This window comes from Pseudomonas sp. WS 5011 (assembly GCF_012985775.1).
GTDB lineage: Bacteria > Pseudomonadota > Gammaproteobacteria > Pseudomonadales > Pseudomonadaceae > Aquipseudomonas > Aquipseudomonas peli.
In genome coordinates, this window is record NZ_JAAQXA010000006.1 from 163,413 (window position 1) to 179,089 (window position 15,677).

Sequence of the window (15,677 nt, forward strand, 5' to 3'; positions counted from 1 at the left end):
GCGCACAGACGCCGGTAAATAAGGTCTGCAATGAAACCATCGCTAGTCCTGAGAATGGGCCAGCAGCTGACGATGACACCGCAGCTGCAACAGGCCATCCGCCTGCTCCAACTGTCTACCCTGGATCTTCAGCAAGAGATCCAGGAAGCTTTGGAGTCCAACCCGATGCTCGAACGCCAGGAAGATGGCGATGATTTCGACAATTCGGACCCTATGGCCGATGGCGCAGAAAGCGCCAGCCCCAGCGAACAGCCCGAAGCGCCCTATCAGGAAACCAACTACCAGGAAGCCACGCAGACCGTGGACAACCTGGAAGAAGGCGATTGGGGCGAACGCATTCCCAATGAGCTGCCCGTCGATACCGCCTGGGAAGATATCTACCAGACCAGCGCCAGCAGTCTGCCCAGCAGCACCAACGATGACGACGAGTGGGATTTCACTACCCGCACCTCCAGCGGTGAGAGCCTGCAAAGCCACCTGCTCTGGCAGCTCAACCTGGCCCCGATGTCCGACAAGGATCGCCTGATCGGCGTCACCCTGATCGACTGCATCAACGAACAGGGCTACCTGGAAGAAACCCTGGAAGAGGTGGTCGAAGCCTTCGACCCAGAACTTGATATCGAGCTCGACGAAGTTGAAGCCGTTTTACACCGCATCCAGCAATTCGAGCCCACCGGTATCGCCGCGCGCAACTTGGGTGAGTGCCTGCTTCTGCAACTGCGTCAGCTGCCAGCGAAAACCCCTTGGCTGAGCGAAGCCCAGCGCCTGGCCAGCGACTACCTCGACCTGCTCGGCAGCCGCGACTACAGCCAGTTGATGCGCCGCATGAAGCTCAAAGAAGACGAGCTGCGCCAGGTTATCGACCTAATTCAAAGCCTCAACCCGCGCCCTGGCTCGCAGATCGAATCCAGCGAGCCGGAATACGTGGTACCCGATGTAATCGTGCGCAAACACAACGAGCGCTGGCTGGTTGAACTCAACCAGGAAGCCATGCCGCGCCTGCGGGTCAACGCGCAATACGCCGGCTTTGTGAAACGCGCCGATTCCAGCGCCGACAATACCTTTATGCGTAACCAGCTGCAGGAAGCGCGCTGGTTTATCAAAAGCCTGCAAAGCCGCAACGAAACTTTGATGAAAGTGGCCACGCAGATCGTTGAACACCAGCGCGGCTTCCTCGACTACGGCGATGAGGCGATGAAACCCTTGGTGCTGCACGACATTGCCGAAGCGGTGGGCATGCATGAGTCGACCATCTCACGGGTGACCACGCAGAAATTCATGCACACCCCGCGTGGCATTTACGAGCTGAAATACTTCTTTTCCAGCCACGTCAGCACCTCCGAGGGCGGCGAATGCTCGTCCACGGCAATCCGCGCCATCATCAAAAAACTGGTCGCCGCTGAAAATGCGAAAAAGCCGTTGAGTGACAGCAAGATCGCTGGTTTACTGGAAGCACAGGGCATTCAAGTCGCTCGCCGCACGGTCGCCAAGTACCGTGAATCCCTCGGAATAGCGCCTTCCAGTGAGCGCAAACGATTGATCTAAGGCGGCACAAAGAAGGAAGACATCAACCCAGACAGAACATGCCCAGGCCTTGCCTTTTCGCAAAAGCAGCCATACTGCCAACATGCAATCAGCGATAGTGCCAGGCTCGTTCTGCCCGAGTCTTCCACGCCACAGTGTTCCGGCGGCAGGCCTCATGCCTGCCTCTTACACACGGCAACAAGGAGAAAGCGGTATGCAAGTCAACATCAGTGGACACCAGCTGGATGTGACCGACGCCCTACGCGACTACATCGCCGAAAAACTCGGTCGATTGGAGCGCCACTTCGACAAGATCACCAATGTACAAGTCACCATGGAGGTCGAGAAACTCAAACAGAAAATCGAAGCGACCCTGCACATTGCTGGCGGTGAAGTTGTCGCCAATGCTGAACATGAAGACATGTACGCAGCCATCGATCTACTGACTGATAAACTCGACCGACAACTCATCAAACACAAGGAAAAACAGCTCGAACGTCAACAGGGCGCTATGGCCCGCTGACATCGTCTATCTCCTATGATCCGACTTGAAACTATCCTGACCCCCGGCCGTTCTTTAGTGAACGTGCCGGGCGGCAGCAAAAAACGTGTCCTCGAACAGATTGCCAACCTGGTGGCCCGTGAGCTACCTGACCTGGACGGCCAAGACATCTTCGAAAGCCTGATAGCCCGGGAAAAACTTGGCTCGACCGGTTTCGGCAATGGCATTGCCATTCCGCACTGTCGCCTGCCGGGTTGTACCGCGCCGATCAGCGCCTTGCTGCGCCTGGACGCTGCTGTAGACTTCGACGCCATCGACGGTGCGCCTGTGGACCTGCTGTTTGTCCTGCTGGTGCCCGAAGCTGCCACCGACGCTCACCTGGAACTGCTCCGGCAGATCGCCAGCATGCTCGATCGCAGCGATGTGCGTGCCAGCCTGCGCCAAGCGGAAAGCAGCGAAGCCCTGTATCAGGTGGTAGTGGACGTACAAAGCCAACTCAACCGAGCCTGAGCATGCGCCTGATCATCGTTAGCGGTCGCTCCGGCTCTGGGAAGAGCACCGCCCTCGATGTGCTTGAGGACAACGGTTTCTACTGTATCGACAACCTGCCAGCCGGGCTGCTGCCTGAACTGGCTGAGCGCGCCCTGCTGCACACCGAACTGCTGCATCCGCAGGTCGCGGTGTCGATTGATGCGCGCAACCTGCCGAGCCACCTAAAGCGCTTTCCCGAGCTGCTTGAAGAAGTTCGCGCACGGCACATCAAGTGCGATGTGATCTACCTGGATGCCGACGAAGAAACCCTGCTCAAGCGCTTCTCGGAAACCCGTCGGCGCCACCCGCTGACCAACGAGAGCCGCTCGTTGGCTGAAGCCATCGCCGATGAAGCGCTGCTACTAGGGCCGATCATCGACCTGGCCGACCTTAAGATCGACACCACCCACCTCAATCTGTACCAGCTGCGCGACAGCCTCAAGCTGCGCCTGCTTAATCAGCCTGAGCCGGGTACTGCATTTCTGCTGGAGTCCTTTGGTTTCAAGCGCGGCATGCCGGTGGACGCCGACCTGGTCTTCGATGTGCGCTGCCTGCCCAACCCCTATTGGAAGCCGGACTTGCGCGACTTCTCCGGCCTCGACCAGCCGGTAGTCGACTACCTCTCGGCCCAGGCCGATGTCGAAGACATGTACCAGGACATCCTCGCCTACCTGACCAAATGGCTGCCGCGCTTTGCCGCCAGCAACCGCGCCTATGTCACGGTGGCGATTGGCTGCACCGGCGGCCACCACCGCTCGGTGTACCTGGCCAACCGCCTGGGGGAAACCCTCAAACCCATCCTGAAAAACGTTCAGACTCGCCACCGCGACCTCAGCTAAGGAATTGCCGCGATGCCCGCCTGCGAAATCACAATTATCAACAAGCTTGGCCTGCACGCCCGTGCGGCGGCCAAGTTTGTCGGCGTCGCTGGGCGTTTTCCCTGCCAGGTTAAGGTAGGCCGCACACCGGAGAGTCTGGTCGACGGCAAGAGCATCATGGCAGTAATGATGCTCGCAGCCGGCAAAGGCACACCGGTGCACCTGCACACCGAAGGCGAGCAGGATAGCGAGGCGCTGCAGGCCCTGAGCGAGCTGATCAACAACTACTTCGACGAAGGCGAATAGCTGATTGTGAGGCAGTAAAAAGGGGCTGAACGCTTACGCGACAGCCCCTTTTTTCATGCAAGCGGAATCAACTACCCGCCACGGTCATCCGCTCGATCAGCACCGAACCTGTGCGAATATTGCTGCGCAGTTCCAGATCATTACCGACTGCAACAATCTGCTTGAACATGTCGCGCAGGTTGCCGGCAATCGTGACTTCCTGCACCGGGAACTGGATTTCGCCATTCTCAACCCAGTAGCCACCGGCACCGCGCGAATAATCACCGGTGACCATATTCAGGCCCTGGCCCATTAGCTCGGTAACCAGCAAACCACGCCCCATGCGCTTGAGCAGCGCCTTCTGGTCTTCATCGCCATGGCTGACAAACAGATTATGCACCCCACCGGAGTTGGCGGTGCTGGGCATGCCCAGCTTGCGTCCGGAGTAGGTGCCGAGCACATAGGACAGCAGCTCGCCGCGCTCGACAAAGGATTTTGCGTAGGTCGCCAGACCGTCGCCATCAAAGGCAGCGCTGCCCAGCGCACGGGGGATATGTGGGCGCTCATCCAGTGTCAACCACGTAGGGAATAACTGCTGACCTAGTGTCCCTTCAAGAAACGACGACTTGCGGTACAAATTGCCGCCGGAAATCGCCGCGAGAAAACTGCCAAACAGCCCACCCGCTAACTCTGCAGCGAACAGCACTGGCACTTCGCAGGTCGGTACCGGACGCGCACCCAACCGGCTTACCGCACGCTCGGCGGCACGACGACCAATGCTGCTGGCATCGGCCAGCAACTCGCCCTGGCGATTAACGTCGTACCAATAGTCGCGCTGCATCTGCCCGCCGTCTTCGGCGATCATCACGCAGCTCAAGCTGTGCCGCGTGCTGGCGTAACCGCTGATAAAGCCATGGCTGTTGCCATAAACCCGGCAGCCTTGATGGGTATTCAGCGTGGTGCCGTCGGCGTTCTTGATCCGCTGATCGGCAGCAAAAGCCGCAGCCTCACAGCTCAAGGCCTGCTCGATGGCCTGCTCAGGCGTGATCGACCAGGCGTGGTACAAATCCAGCTGGGGCAGCTCGCGGGCCATCAGTGCAGCATCGGCCAAGCCGGCGCATTCGTCTTCAGAGGCATGTTTGGCAATCGCCAGGGCGGCCGCGACCGTTTCACGGATCGCCGCCTCACCACTTGCAGAGGTGCTGGCAGAGCCCTTGCGCTGCCCCACATACAACGTGATGCCAAAACCTTGGTCGCGGTTGAACTCGACTGTTTCCACATCACCCTGACGCACCGTGGTGGACAAGCCCTGCTCCACCGAGACGGCAACCTCGCAGGCACTCGCGCCCTGCTTTTTAGCCTCGGCAATAATCTGCTCCACCTGCGCCTGTAAATGCGGCACAGCCTGCGGGCCGACGATGTCTACTGCACTCATAAGAACTCCTGAACGATAAGCGACAAGCGCGGCCACACAGGCCAGACGCTTACAGCTGGAAACTTGCTGCTATCATGTCGGCGTTTTCCACTGGACCGCCACCATGTCTGAATACCTTGACGACGACTTCTCCGGCGAGAAGAGCAAAACCCAGATCAAGCGCGAGTTTCATGCGTTGCAGGATCTGGGGCAACGCCTGACTACCCTGAAACTTGATCTGCTAAACAAGCTGCCGCTGACCGACGAGCTGCGCCGCGCGCTGGCCGAAGCGCCCAAACACACCGCCAATGCCGCGAAGAAGCGCCATGTGCAGTTTATTGGCCGCTTGATGCGCGACCAGGACATCCCAGCCATCCTGACCCTGCTCGACCAGCTGGATGCCTCAACCCGCCAGTACAACGAACGTTTTCATAACCTGGAACGCTGGCGTGACCGCCTGCTCAACGGCGACGACGACACCCTGGAAAAATTTGTCGTCGAATACCCCGACGCCGACCGCCAGCACCTGCGCCAGCTGATCCGTCAGGGCCAGCACGAACTGGCGCAGAACAAAGCGCCTGCCGCGTCCCGCAAAATTTTCAAATACATCCGCGAACTGGACGAAACCCAGCGCGGCTTGCGCTAGACCAGCACATCGATTGGGCTGCGCAACGCTCAACCCAATCGACGATTTTTAGCTGCCCGTACCGCCCACCGTAATCGCATCAATCTTCAGCGTCGGCTGGCCCACGCCAACCGGCACCGATTGGCCGTCCTTGCCGCAGGTGCCAACGCCGCTGTCCAGTGCCAGGTCGTTACCAACCATCGACACCTTGCTCATGGCTTCCGGGCCATTGCCGATCAGGGTGGCGCCTTTAACCGGGGCGGTGATCTTACCGTCTTCGATCAGGTAAGCCTCGCTGGTGGAGAACACGAACTTGCCGCTGGTGATATCCACCTGGCCGCCGCCGAGGTTGGCGCAGTAGATGCCCTTCTTCACCGAACGGATGATTTCTTCCGGGTCGCTTTCGCCGGCCAGCATGTACGTGTTGGTCATGCGTGGCATAGGCAGGTGCGCGTAGGACTCACGACGACCGTTACCGGTGCAGGCCACGCCCATCAGGCGGGCATTCAGTTTGTCCTGCATGTAGCCCTTGAGCACGCCGTTCTCGATCAGCGTGGTGCACTGGGTCTGGGTGCCTTCATCGTCCATGCTCAGGGAACCACGGCGCTCGGCCAGGGTGCCATCGTCGACGATGGTGCACAGGCTGGACGCCACCTGCTCGCCCATGCGGCCGCTGTAGGCCGAACTGCCTTTACGGTTGAAGTCGCCCTCCAGGCCATGACCGACGGCCTCGTGCAGCAGCACGCCAGACCAACCGGCGCCCATCACTACGGGCATCGTGCCTGCTGGAGCTGGAATCGCTTCCAGATTGACCAGTGCTTGACGCAGCGCCTCACGGGCATAGCCCATGGCGCGCTCTTCGTTATTGCTGGTCTGTTCGAGGAAGTAGCGGTAATCGGTACGCCCGCCGCCGCCTTGGCTGCCGCGCTCGCGACGACCGTTCTGCTCGACGATCACGCTGACATTGAAGCGCACCAGCGGGCGAATGTCCGCGCCCAGGCTGCCGTCATTCGCCGCCACCAGAACGCGATCCCACACCCCAGCCAGGCTGACCGAGACCTGCTTGATGCGTGGGTCAAGGGCGCGGGTAGCGACGTCGATGCGTTTGAGCAGCTCGACCTTTTCCGCCCGCCCCAGCACATCCAACGGGTTGTCCTGGGCATACAGCGGTTTGACCAGCGGGCTGCTGAACGCTTGCACTCGACCGCTCTGCCCGGCACGAGCAATCGAACGGGCAGCTCGCGCAGCCTGACTCAGGGCATCGGCAGTGATCGCATTGCTGTAGGCAAAACCAGTTTTCTCACCTGACTGAGCGCGTACACCGACACCCTGATCGAGGTTGAAACTGCCTTCCTTGACGATGCCGTCTTCCAGCGCCCAGGTTTCTGAGACCTGGCTCTGGAAGTACAGGTCGGCCGCATCGATTCCCGGCCCGGCCAAGTCAGCCAGAACCGCAGGCAGGTGTTCAATGGTCAAGCCGCCCGGCCCCAGCAGATGTTCACTGACGGATACCAACATACTGTTCATTGCTCAATCTCGTTGATGACTGTTGCACCTGGCAGCCGTGGTTCGGCTGCCGCAAAAAATCGTTTATGCCGCGCCACCGGCATGCGCTGGCGGATCGCCGCCTGCTCGGCTGCATCCCGTTCGGCCAGCAGTACGCCAGGCCCCTGCGGCAGCTCGGCGAGCACGCGGCCCCAGGGATCGACCAGTGCTGAATGACCAAAGGTTTCGCGCCCGCCAGGATGAGTGCCACCCTGTCCAGCCGCCAGCACGTAGCACTGGGTTTCGATGGCCCGCGCGCGAGTCAATATCTGCCAATGTGCGGCTCCGGTAACCGCAGTAAAGGCCGCCGGCGCGCAGATCAGCTCTGCACCGGCTGCGCGCAGGGCACTGTACAACTCGGGAAAGCGCAGGTCATAGCAAACGGTCATGCCCAAGCGCCCGACCGGGGTATCGGCAACCACGACCTGAGCGCCGAAGGCATAATCATCCGACTCGCGGTAACGGCCATGGCTGTCGCTGACATCCACATCGAACAAGTGCAGCTTGTCATAGCGTGCCACGCGCTGGCCGGCATTATCGATCAGCAGCGAGCAGGCATGAGCTTTGCCATCGGGCTGGCCATCCGGCGGCAAAGGCAAGGTGCCGGCGACAATCCACAAGCCCAGGTCACGGGCAGTTTGTTGCAACCAAGGCAGAATCGGTCCCGCGCCCAACGCTTCGGCGCGCCCCAGCGCGGCCTGATCGCGCCGGCCCATGGCAGCGAAATTTTCCGGCAGCACGGCCAATCGCGCACCTTGTGCGGCAGCCTGCTCAAGCAACTGCCGAGCCTGGGCCAAATTGGCCAGGACATCGGCCTGGCTGACCATTTGAATGACAGCGAAAGTCATGACTGCCTTTATCTCAATGTCGGTATGGCTTCAGCTTACAAGCCATACCTGCAGACTGCACGGCTGCATATCAGCCATGCACGGTTTACTGAGGTTTTTCGAAGGGTTTGTCGAAGCTGATGTCCGGATTCTGCCAGGCACCCTTAACGTCATACTGCACACTGGCAAAGCGCGCCACGCGGTCACCCAGCAGCTTATCGGCGATAAACAGTGCACCACCGATGGCAGGCGCACCGACTATCAGCGCAGCCAGTGGCAGGTTGTTGGTCACCGGCAAGGTCACCAACAACTTGGCATCGATACGGTCATTGGCCATATCCAGGGTGCCATTAAGCTCCAGATTGCTCGATGGGCCTTCAAGGGTGATCGGCTCACGGGTCACGAATACACCGTTATCGGCCACCAGCAATCCCTTAACTCGGTCATAGCTCAGGCCCTTGCCAAGCAGGTCGGAGAAATCCAGGCGCAGGCGTCGGCCGATCGAGTTGAAATTCAACAGGCCGAAAACCCGCAACGCCGAAGCCGGCCCCTCCACCTCGGAGAACTGGCCTTTGCGCAGCGAAGCATCCAGCGTACCGCTGAAACGCTTCAAGCCGAACCAGGCCGGCGAGCCTGGCCAATCACCCTCGACATCCATATGAAAGTCGCGGCTGCTGGCCGTCGGTGCAAAGCCCCAGGCGATCAGCACATCGGCCAGATCGGCACCTTCCATGCGCCCCCTGTAGCTCGTGCGCACGCCATTTGCGGCGTTTAGCCAGGTGGCGCGGCCGCCAATCTTCAGGCCTTTGAGGTTGAGGTCCAACTCGTTGAAATGCACACCGGCACTGACCGGGCGCGCTTTGAGTGACCAGCTGCCCAGCGGTTCAATGCCTTGATAGACCTCGGCGATCCGCACGTCCAGCGCCGGGAAACGGCTCGGATCAAAACTGGCCAGCGGATCGGGCGCATCGACTACAGGCTCGCCGGCGATTTTCTTCTCTGCCGCTGGTAAGCGCAGATAGTCGAGTGTCAAAGCAATCGGCAGCTCACGGGCATCCGGCAAGCCGACCTGGCCTCTGAGCTGCGGGCTGTCGAGACTGACTGCCCAGGTGGCAGCCTCACGCTGAACCGCGACCTCCAGCGTATCGAGGCTGATGCCAAAGCCGCTGAAACGTCCAATACGCAGCTGCGCATCCTTGAACAGCCGCTGTGCATCACCGATCGGCACACTGGCATAGGGCTGCAACACCGCCTGCCAGGCCGACCAATCCAGCTCTGCCACGCGCCCACGCACGCGCAAGCCTTGGCTGGCAGGCAGGCTGGCTGGACCGTCGGCCAAGCGAATCTCACCACGCCCCTGATTGAACTGGCCTGGGCTAGCAGCGAAGGTCAGGCTCAGTAAATCGGCGTAATCCAACCAGTAGCGCTGCTCACGGCCGCCCAGGCTCATGCGCCACTGCGTCGCCCGCGCCTCGGCAGCGGCCTTGCCGAACGGTGCAGGCAAGGCCACCGTCGCGCCTTTGAGGGATGAACTCACGCGCAGTTGACTGTCGGCCCCCTCGAGAATCAGGTTGAGGCGATACGGCAGCGTACCGCTGATGGGCAGCGGCTGGGTCACCCCAAGCCAAGCGCTCAGTTCTTTGACGGCAATCTCTCCGCTGGCCTCAATACGGCTGCGTGCTTTACCTCGCGCACCTTCGGCCAACGCTTTGCCGCGCACCGCATGACCCAGCACCTGGGCACGAATATCCGGGGCACTCAGGCCACTGGCGGTGTTGTAACGGAAGGCGCCCTGCAACTGACTGAATTGCAGCGGCGGATTGGGCAAGCTGAGTTGTGCGCTTTCAGTAGCGAAATCCACCACCACTGCCGGAGCTAAGCCCTTGCGCAGCGGCAGATCAAGCTTGAGCTTGCCGGCCAGCGCACCTGCACCAGCCCATCCCGCAAACGTTTCAGCAGTGCCTATCGGCGCCTGTTGCAGGATATGCAGGGCATCCTCAACGTTGCTGCTCAGCTCACTGGTCAGCAACAGACGCGGCGGCTGGCCCGGCAATGCCGTCGCAATCAATGCCTGAGCATCGCTCACCTGGCTATCGAGAATGCGCCCTTCGGCCAACTCAACGCGTACGCCGGTGTCCTCGATCAAGACACGACCACGGCCTTCACGCAGGGCTGGCCAGCCGGGCTGAAAGGCCAACTCGGCATCATGCACAGCAAAGAACAGACTGATGCTGCGTGCAGCATTTTCTGCACCTTTGTTCAGCGAACCCTGGTATTGGAAATAGCCTTCATCCACCGCGCCACCCCGGATGGCACTTTTCAACCAGGCATCCAAGTCGGCACTCATGCCCGGCGCACGGCTTGGCAGGTATTTCTCGGTAAAGCGCGCATCGCCGTTGCGCAGCCCGACACGCAGGTCCATGTAATCTTCCTGCGTCGGGTCAACACGCAGGCGGATGAGGAAGTCACCGGCGACCGGCCCCTCCTCACCCTGCACACGCAGGTAAGGGCTGCGTAAGGTGAAGGCCTGCTCGTCAATCTGCCAGGTCAGCAAGGCGTTGGCTTTCTGGTAGACCCAAGGTTTAGGGAACAGGGTGTCGAGGTGCAGGGAAAAATCTTCGCTGTCCAGGCGTAACTCACCTTGTCCGAGATCACCGCTGATGCTGCCACTGACATTTTCTGCGGCCGGCGAGCCAAGGTATGCGGCAAAACCGATGCGTTCTAGATTGGCCGAGAACTGCAGGCGTTTGCCATCACTCAGCAGCGGCCGGTAGTCGAGTTGAAGATTGCGCAGCGCGCCATGCGGTTTGAGTTGTTCAAGCAGCGCCAGCCCCTTATCCGGAAGTGGTGCAAGCCCTGCCACCAAGGGCTGAAGTGGCGCCAGATCAAGGCGATCAGCACTCAGCAACCATTGTTCCTGTACTTCTGCGCTCTCTGCCTGCTGGGTCAATGCAAGACGGACATCGCCCCAACGCTGCTCACCCCGACTGAACGCCAGATCATCCAGGAGCAGTTTGAAGCCTTGCTCGGTGCGGGTGAAATAAGCATTCAGCGCAAGATTATTCAGCGCCACCGACTCGCGCTCGGCGTAGCCGGCCTTGAGCAGCGGCACATGCAGGCGACTGACAGCCCGCTGCACGCCGCCATTGGCCCAGCTCAGCCAGACCTCACCGCCCAGCTGCAACTGCTCAAGCCGCCATTGCGCCAACAGGCTCGTCGGCACCCAAGCCGCCCAATCGCTCTGCGGCAGGCTCAGATACAGCTCGGCTTTGGCGTCCTGCCAGTGCTTGGCGTTTATACGTGTGCGCAACTGCAGGGCAAGCGGCTGGCCATCGGGCAACAGCAGGCGGCCGTCCAGGCGCTGACGCGCGCTGCCGTTACGCAGGGTGAGGTTTACATAAGTCAGGGTTCGTGCCGGCTGATCGAAGGCCTGTATGGTGACTTGGCTGTTGAACAGCGACAGGCGCTTGAGCATCTGCGACTGTGTCAGCACCTGAGCCAGATCGAGCGGCGCGGGTTCATTGCGCTGCGGTAAGCCCTTGAGCGACCAGCTGCCGTCTTCAGCTTGCTGCACGACCAGCTGCACGCCATCAAGCTCAAGCCGGGCAATGCGCAACTGACGCGCCAACAGGCTAGCCAGCACATCAGGCACTACGCGCACCTGATCCAGCTGCAAGGCGCCTGCACCCTCACCGAGCGCAACATCGTGAGCGGTAAGTACGGGCGAAAAACTCTGCCAGAGGCCTTCCAATTCACCGATCTGCACCGGCATGGCCAACGCTTCACGGGCCTTGTCTTCGGCTTCCAGACGGTATTCGGCGACCAGCGGCACCAGCTCGCGCCCGAGGCTGACATACAGCGCCGCCAATACCAGAGTCAAAGCGCACAGCCCCAATGCCGTACGCAGCAGCAAGGTAACCCAGCGCGCCAACGCGGCCATTCAGTTCACGCCCAGGCGGTAAACGCGCATATCAGAGCAGCACCACATCGTACTGTTCCTGGGAATACATGGTTTCAACCTGGAATTTGATGGTGCGACCGATAAAGGCTTCGAGATCGGCGACGTTACCCGACTCTTCATCGAGCAGCCGGTCGACCACTTTCTGATTGGCCAACACGCGATAACCTTCCGGTTGATAGGCCCGCGCCTCACGCAGAATTTCGCGGAAGATTTCGTAGCAGGTGGTCTCCGCCGTTTTCAGCTTGCCGCGCCCCTGACAGGCGCTGCACGGCTCGCATAGCACCTGCTCAAGGCTCTCGCGGGTGCGTTTGCGGGTCATCTGCACCAGGCCCAGCTCGGTGATGCCGATGATATTGGTCTTGGCGTGGTCGCGCTCCAGCTGCTTCTCCAAGGTACGCAGTACCTGGCGCTGGTGCTCTTCATCTTCCATGTCGATGAAGTCGATGATGATGATCCCGCCGATATTGCGCAGGCGCAGCTGGCGAGCTATCGCTGTTGCGGCTTCCAGATTGGTCTTGAAGATGGTCTCTTCCAGCGTGCGGTGGCCGACGAACGCGCCGGTATTCACATCAATGGTGCTCATCGCCTCGGCTGGATCGATGATCAGGTAACCGCCGGACTTGAGCGGCACCTTGCGCTCCAGCGCCTTCTGGATTTCATCCTCGACGCCATACAGATCGAAGATCGGCCGCTCGCCAGGGTAATGCTCCAGGCGGTCGGCGATTTCCGGCATCAGCTCATCGACGAACTGGGTGATCTTGCCAAAGGTTTCGCGTGAATCGACGCGAATCTTCTCGATTTTCGGGTTGACCAGGTCACGCAGGGTGCGCAGCGCAAGGGACAGGTCTTCATAGATCACGAGCGGCGTCGGGCCGACCTTCATCTGCGTGGCGATCTGTTCCCAAAGGCGGCGCAGGTAACGGATGTCTGCAAGGATTTCATCAGCACCGGCACCGTCAGCCGCGGTGCGCAGAATAAAACCACCGGCTTCCTCGATGCCTTCTGCCGCCACGCAATCAGCTACCACCTGTTTGAGCCGCTCGCGCTCGGCTTCGTCTTCAATTTTCAGCGAGATGCCAACGTGGGCGGTGCGCGGCATATAGACCAGGTAGCGCGAGGGAATCGACAGCTGGGTGGTCAGACGCGCGCCCTTACTGCCAATCGGATCCTTGGTCACTTGCACGACCAGGCTCTGGCCTTCATGCACCAGAGCGCTGATGCTTTCCACCGCCGAGCCTTCACGGGTGGAAATTTCCGCCGCGTGAATAAACGCCGCACGCTCGAGGCCGATATCGATAAAGGCCGCCTGCATGCCCGGCAGTACGCGCACCACTTTGCCTTTGTAGATATTGCCGACGATGCCACGCTTCTGCGTGCGCTCGACATGCACTTCCTGCAGTACGCCGTTTTCCACCACCGCCACGCGCGATTCCATCGGCGTGATGTTGATCAGGATCTCTTCACTCATGCGCTCATCTCTTCTGAGATAAAGCTGAAAGCCCAGGGACTGCGCCGATAATGGCGATCACTCACCCGCGACCCGCAACCTCTTGACTGTGAACTGGCAGCGACTGCCAGCACGGAATAGCAAATTCTGCGAGCAACGCGGCAGTTTCACACAGCGGCAAACCCACCACCGCCGAATAACTGCCCTGCAACTGGCTGACAAACACCGCAGCCAGGCCCTGAATACCGTAACACCCGGCCTTGTCCTGCGGCTCGCCGCTGGCCCAGTAAGCCTCGATTTCGGCCTGACTCAATGCACGGAAGGTGACCTGGCTTGTGACCACCCGCGACGCTTGGCGTTCGCGGCTGACCAGCGCCACGGCCGTCAGCACCTCATGGGTTCGCCCAGACAGATCACTGAGCGTCGACAACGCATCGGCGCGGTCGGTCGGCTTGCCAAGAATTCGTCCATCAAGCACCACAGCCGTATCTGCACCGAGCACCACGGCATCCGCGGTATCGGTCAATGCAGCCAGCCCAGCTTGCGCTTTGCTAAGCGCCAGACGCTCTACATAGGCGATTGGCGACTCGCCTGGCAATGCATTTTCATCAATCGGTGCGATTTGCGTGAGGAAGGGCACAGCAATTTGCGTCAACAGCTCGCGGCGACGCGGCGATCCGGAGGCGAGATAGAGGGTGGCCATGCTGACTTCTCCCTGTCGGATAAACGCAAGGCCCAGCGGCCTTGCTTAATTGACGCCCAGACGCTGATGCAGCCCGCGCAGCAAAGTGCAGACCCAAGGCCAGAGCAGCGCACTGACCAGCGCTGGCAAGACAAAGGTCAAGGTTGGCGGGCGACTGCCGGTCAGCGCGTTCAGCCACAGCTGCACCAGCTGCGCCAAACCGAACACCACCAGCAGCACGGTGCTTTGCTGCCACATGGGGAACATGCGCAGACGCTGATGCAGGGTCAGCACCAGAAAAGTAATCAGAGTCAGGATCAGCGCATTTTGGCCGAGCAAGGTGCCATTCAGCACATCAGCTAACAGACCAATAACCCAGGCCGTAGTCATGCCCACACGATGCGGCACGGCCAAGACCCAGTAGGTCAGAAACAATGCCAACCAGAGCGGCCGCCCCAGCTCCATGAACTTGGGCATACTCGACACGCTGAGCAGCAGCGCCACAGCAAGTGTCAGCCAGACCACCCAGATGTTGCTTGATCGTGCGGCCATTATTGCGCGGCCTCCGTCGGATTGGCGGGCGCTGCGGGTGCGGGGCCCGCAGGTCGTTCGGGTTGCGCCTGCTGCAGAATTTCACGATCCAGGGCTTCCTGCGCCTGCGCTGACTCAGTGGCGCGCTGCTCCGGCGTACGCGGATCGGTGAACACCAGCAGCATGTAACGGCTGCGGTTCAACGTGGCCGTGGGCACTGCACGGACAATCGCAAAAGGCTGACCGGAGTCGTGGATCACTTCGGACACCATGGCCACCGGATAACCGGCCGGGAAGCGCTGACCAAGGCCAGAGCTGACCAGCAGATCGCCTTCTTTGATATCCGCCGTGTCAGCAACATGGCGCAACTCCAGGCGCTCAGGGTTACCGGTGCCACTGGCGATGGCGCGCAGGCCGTTGCGATTGACCTGCACGGGAATGCTGTGGGTGGTATCGGTCAGCAGGAGAACGCGAGAGGTGTAGGGCATGACCTCGACGACCTGGCCCATCAGACCGCGGGCATCCAGCACGGGCTGACCCAATACCACACCGTCTTTTTCACCTTTGTCGATCAGGATCCGGTGGGTAAAGGGATTGGGGTCAATACCGATCAGCTCGGTGGCCAGTACATCGTCATCGACCAACGCGGCCGAGTTGAGCAGCTCACGCAAGCGCACGTTCTGCTCGGTGAGCGCAGCGAGTTTCTGCAGACGACGCTGCATCATCAACTGCTCGGCCTTGAGCTTTTCATTTTCGGCGGCAAGCTCGTTACGCGTGCTCAGCTCCTGGGTCGCGCTTTCCCACACCCGAACGGGCAGCCGACCAACCCAATACACAGGTTCAACAATCAGCCCTAGTTGGGCGCGCAACGGATGCAGCAAAGTGAAGCGCGCGTCGACCACCATCAGCGCAGCCGACAACACGGTGAACACCAACAGGCGCACACCCAGCGAAGGACCTTTGGCAAATAGCGGTTTGATCAGCA

General features: G+C 60.5%; 14 protein-coding genes. 6 read left to right on the forward strand and 8 right to left on the reverse strand.

Annotated features, from left to right (window positions below; translation table 11 throughout):
• Positions 1-30 precede the first annotated feature (30 nt).
• The 5 genes from HBN63_RS09040 (at position 31) to HBN63_RS09060 (ending at position 3,681) form a co-directional block, all read left to right on the forward strand.
• Positions 31-1,545 (forward strand): RNA polymerase factor sigma-54, encoded by a 1,515-nt coding sequence (locus HBN63_RS09040; protein WP_160089126.1) that lies wholly within the window; start codon positions 31-33, stop codon positions 1,543-1,545.
• Between the two features lie 193 nt (positions 1,546-1,738).
• The gene (raiA, locus tag HBN63_RS09045; protein ID WP_090255510.1) at positions 1,739-2,047 is read left to right on the forward strand and encodes a ribosome-associated translation inhibitor RaiA; all 309 of its coding nucleotides are present in this window, start codon (positions 1,739-1,741) and stop codon (positions 2,045-2,047) included.
• Positions 2,048-2,062: 15 nt separating this feature from the next.
• Positions 2,063-2,536 carry a PTS IIA-like nitrogen regulatory protein PtsN gene (gene ptsN, locus HBN63_RS09050; protein WP_108488228.1) on the forward strand — a complete coding sequence of 158 codons (474 nt, stop codon included), beginning with the start codon at positions 2,063-2,065 and terminating at the stop codon, positions 2,534-2,536.
• Between the two features lie 2 nt (positions 2,537-2,538).
• Complete coding sequence (rapZ, locus tag HBN63_RS09055) at positions 2,539-3,396, forward strand: RNase adapter RapZ (RefSeq protein ID WP_090255514.1); 858 nt, start codon at positions 2,539-2,541, stop codon at positions 3,394-3,396.
• Positions 3,397-3,408: 12 nt separating this feature from the next.
• Complete coding sequence (locus tag HBN63_RS09060; RefSeq protein WP_090255517.1) at positions 3,409-3,681, forward strand: HPr family phosphocarrier protein; 273 nt, start codon at positions 3,409-3,411, stop codon at positions 3,679-3,681.
• 67 nt (positions 3,682-3,748) lie between these two features.
• Here HBN63_RS09060 and pmbA read toward each other — a convergent pair whose 3' ends face one another.
• Positions 3,749-5,095: a metalloprotease PmbA gene (gene pmbA, locus HBN63_RS09065; protein ID WP_160089128.1), complete on the reverse strand. Its 1,347-nt coding sequence runs from the start codon at positions 5,093-5,095 to the stop codon at positions 3,749-3,751.
• Positions 5,096-5,198: 103 nt separating this feature from the next.
• On the opposite strand from pmbA, the gene yjgA reads away from it, so the two are divergent.
• Positions 5,199-5,720 carry a ribosome biogenesis factor YjgA gene (gene yjgA, locus HBN63_RS09070; protein ID WP_160089130.1) on the forward strand — a complete coding sequence of 174 codons (522 nt, stop codon included), beginning with the start codon at positions 5,199-5,201 and terminating at the stop codon, positions 5,718-5,720.
• A 48-nt stretch (positions 5,721-5,768) separates the two neighbouring features.
• On the opposite strand, the gene tldD is transcribed toward yjgA, so the two are convergent.
• The 7 genes from tldD to mreC all read right to left on the reverse strand — a co-directional run bounded on the left by tldD (position 5,769) and on the right by mreC (position 15,672).
• Positions 5,769-7,226 (reverse strand): metalloprotease TldD, encoded by a 1,458-nt coding sequence (gene tldD / locus HBN63_RS09075; RefSeq protein WP_170049172.1) that lies wholly within the window; start codon positions 7,224-7,226, stop codon positions 5,769-5,771.
• Entirely contained in the window at positions 7,223-8,092 is an 870-nt protein-coding gene (locus HBN63_RS09080; RefSeq protein ID WP_170049173.1) for a carbon-nitrogen hydrolase family protein, read from the reverse strand. The genes tldD and HBN63_RS09080 overlap by 4 nt, the downstream gene beginning before the upstream one ends.
• Positions 8,093-8,177: 85 nt before the next feature.
• The gene (locus HBN63_RS09085) at positions 8,178-12,011 is read right to left on the reverse strand and encodes a YhdP family protein (RefSeq protein WP_170049174.1); all 3,834 of its coding nucleotides are present in this window, start codon (positions 12,009-12,011) and stop codon (positions 8,178-8,180) included.
• Between the two features lie 31 nt (positions 12,012-12,042).
• Positions 12,043-13,500: a ribonuclease G gene (gene rng / locus HBN63_RS09090; protein ID WP_160089138.1), complete on the reverse strand. Its 1,458-nt coding sequence runs from the start codon at positions 13,498-13,500 to the stop codon at positions 12,043-12,045.
• A gap of 61 nt (positions 13,501-13,561) precedes the next feature.
• On the reverse strand, positions 13,562-14,182 hold the full coding sequence (locus tag HBN63_RS09095) for a Maf family protein (RefSeq protein WP_170049175.1): 621 nt from the start codon (positions 14,180-14,182) through the stop codon (positions 13,562-13,564).
• Between the two features lie 45 nt (positions 14,183-14,227).
• The gene (gene mreD / locus HBN63_RS09100; protein ID WP_090255532.1) at positions 14,228-14,713 is read right to left on the reverse strand and encodes a rod shape-determining protein MreD; all 486 of its coding nucleotides are present in this window, start codon (positions 14,711-14,713) and stop codon (positions 14,228-14,230) included.
• Positions 14,713-15,672, reverse strand: a complete 960-nt coding sequence (gene mreC, locus HBN63_RS09105) for a rod shape-determining protein MreC (protein WP_170049223.1) — start codon at positions 15,670-15,672, stop codon at positions 14,713-14,715. Before mreC ends, mreD begins: the two co-directional genes overlap by 1 nt.
• Between the last annotated feature and the right edge of the window lie 5 nt (positions 15,673-15,677).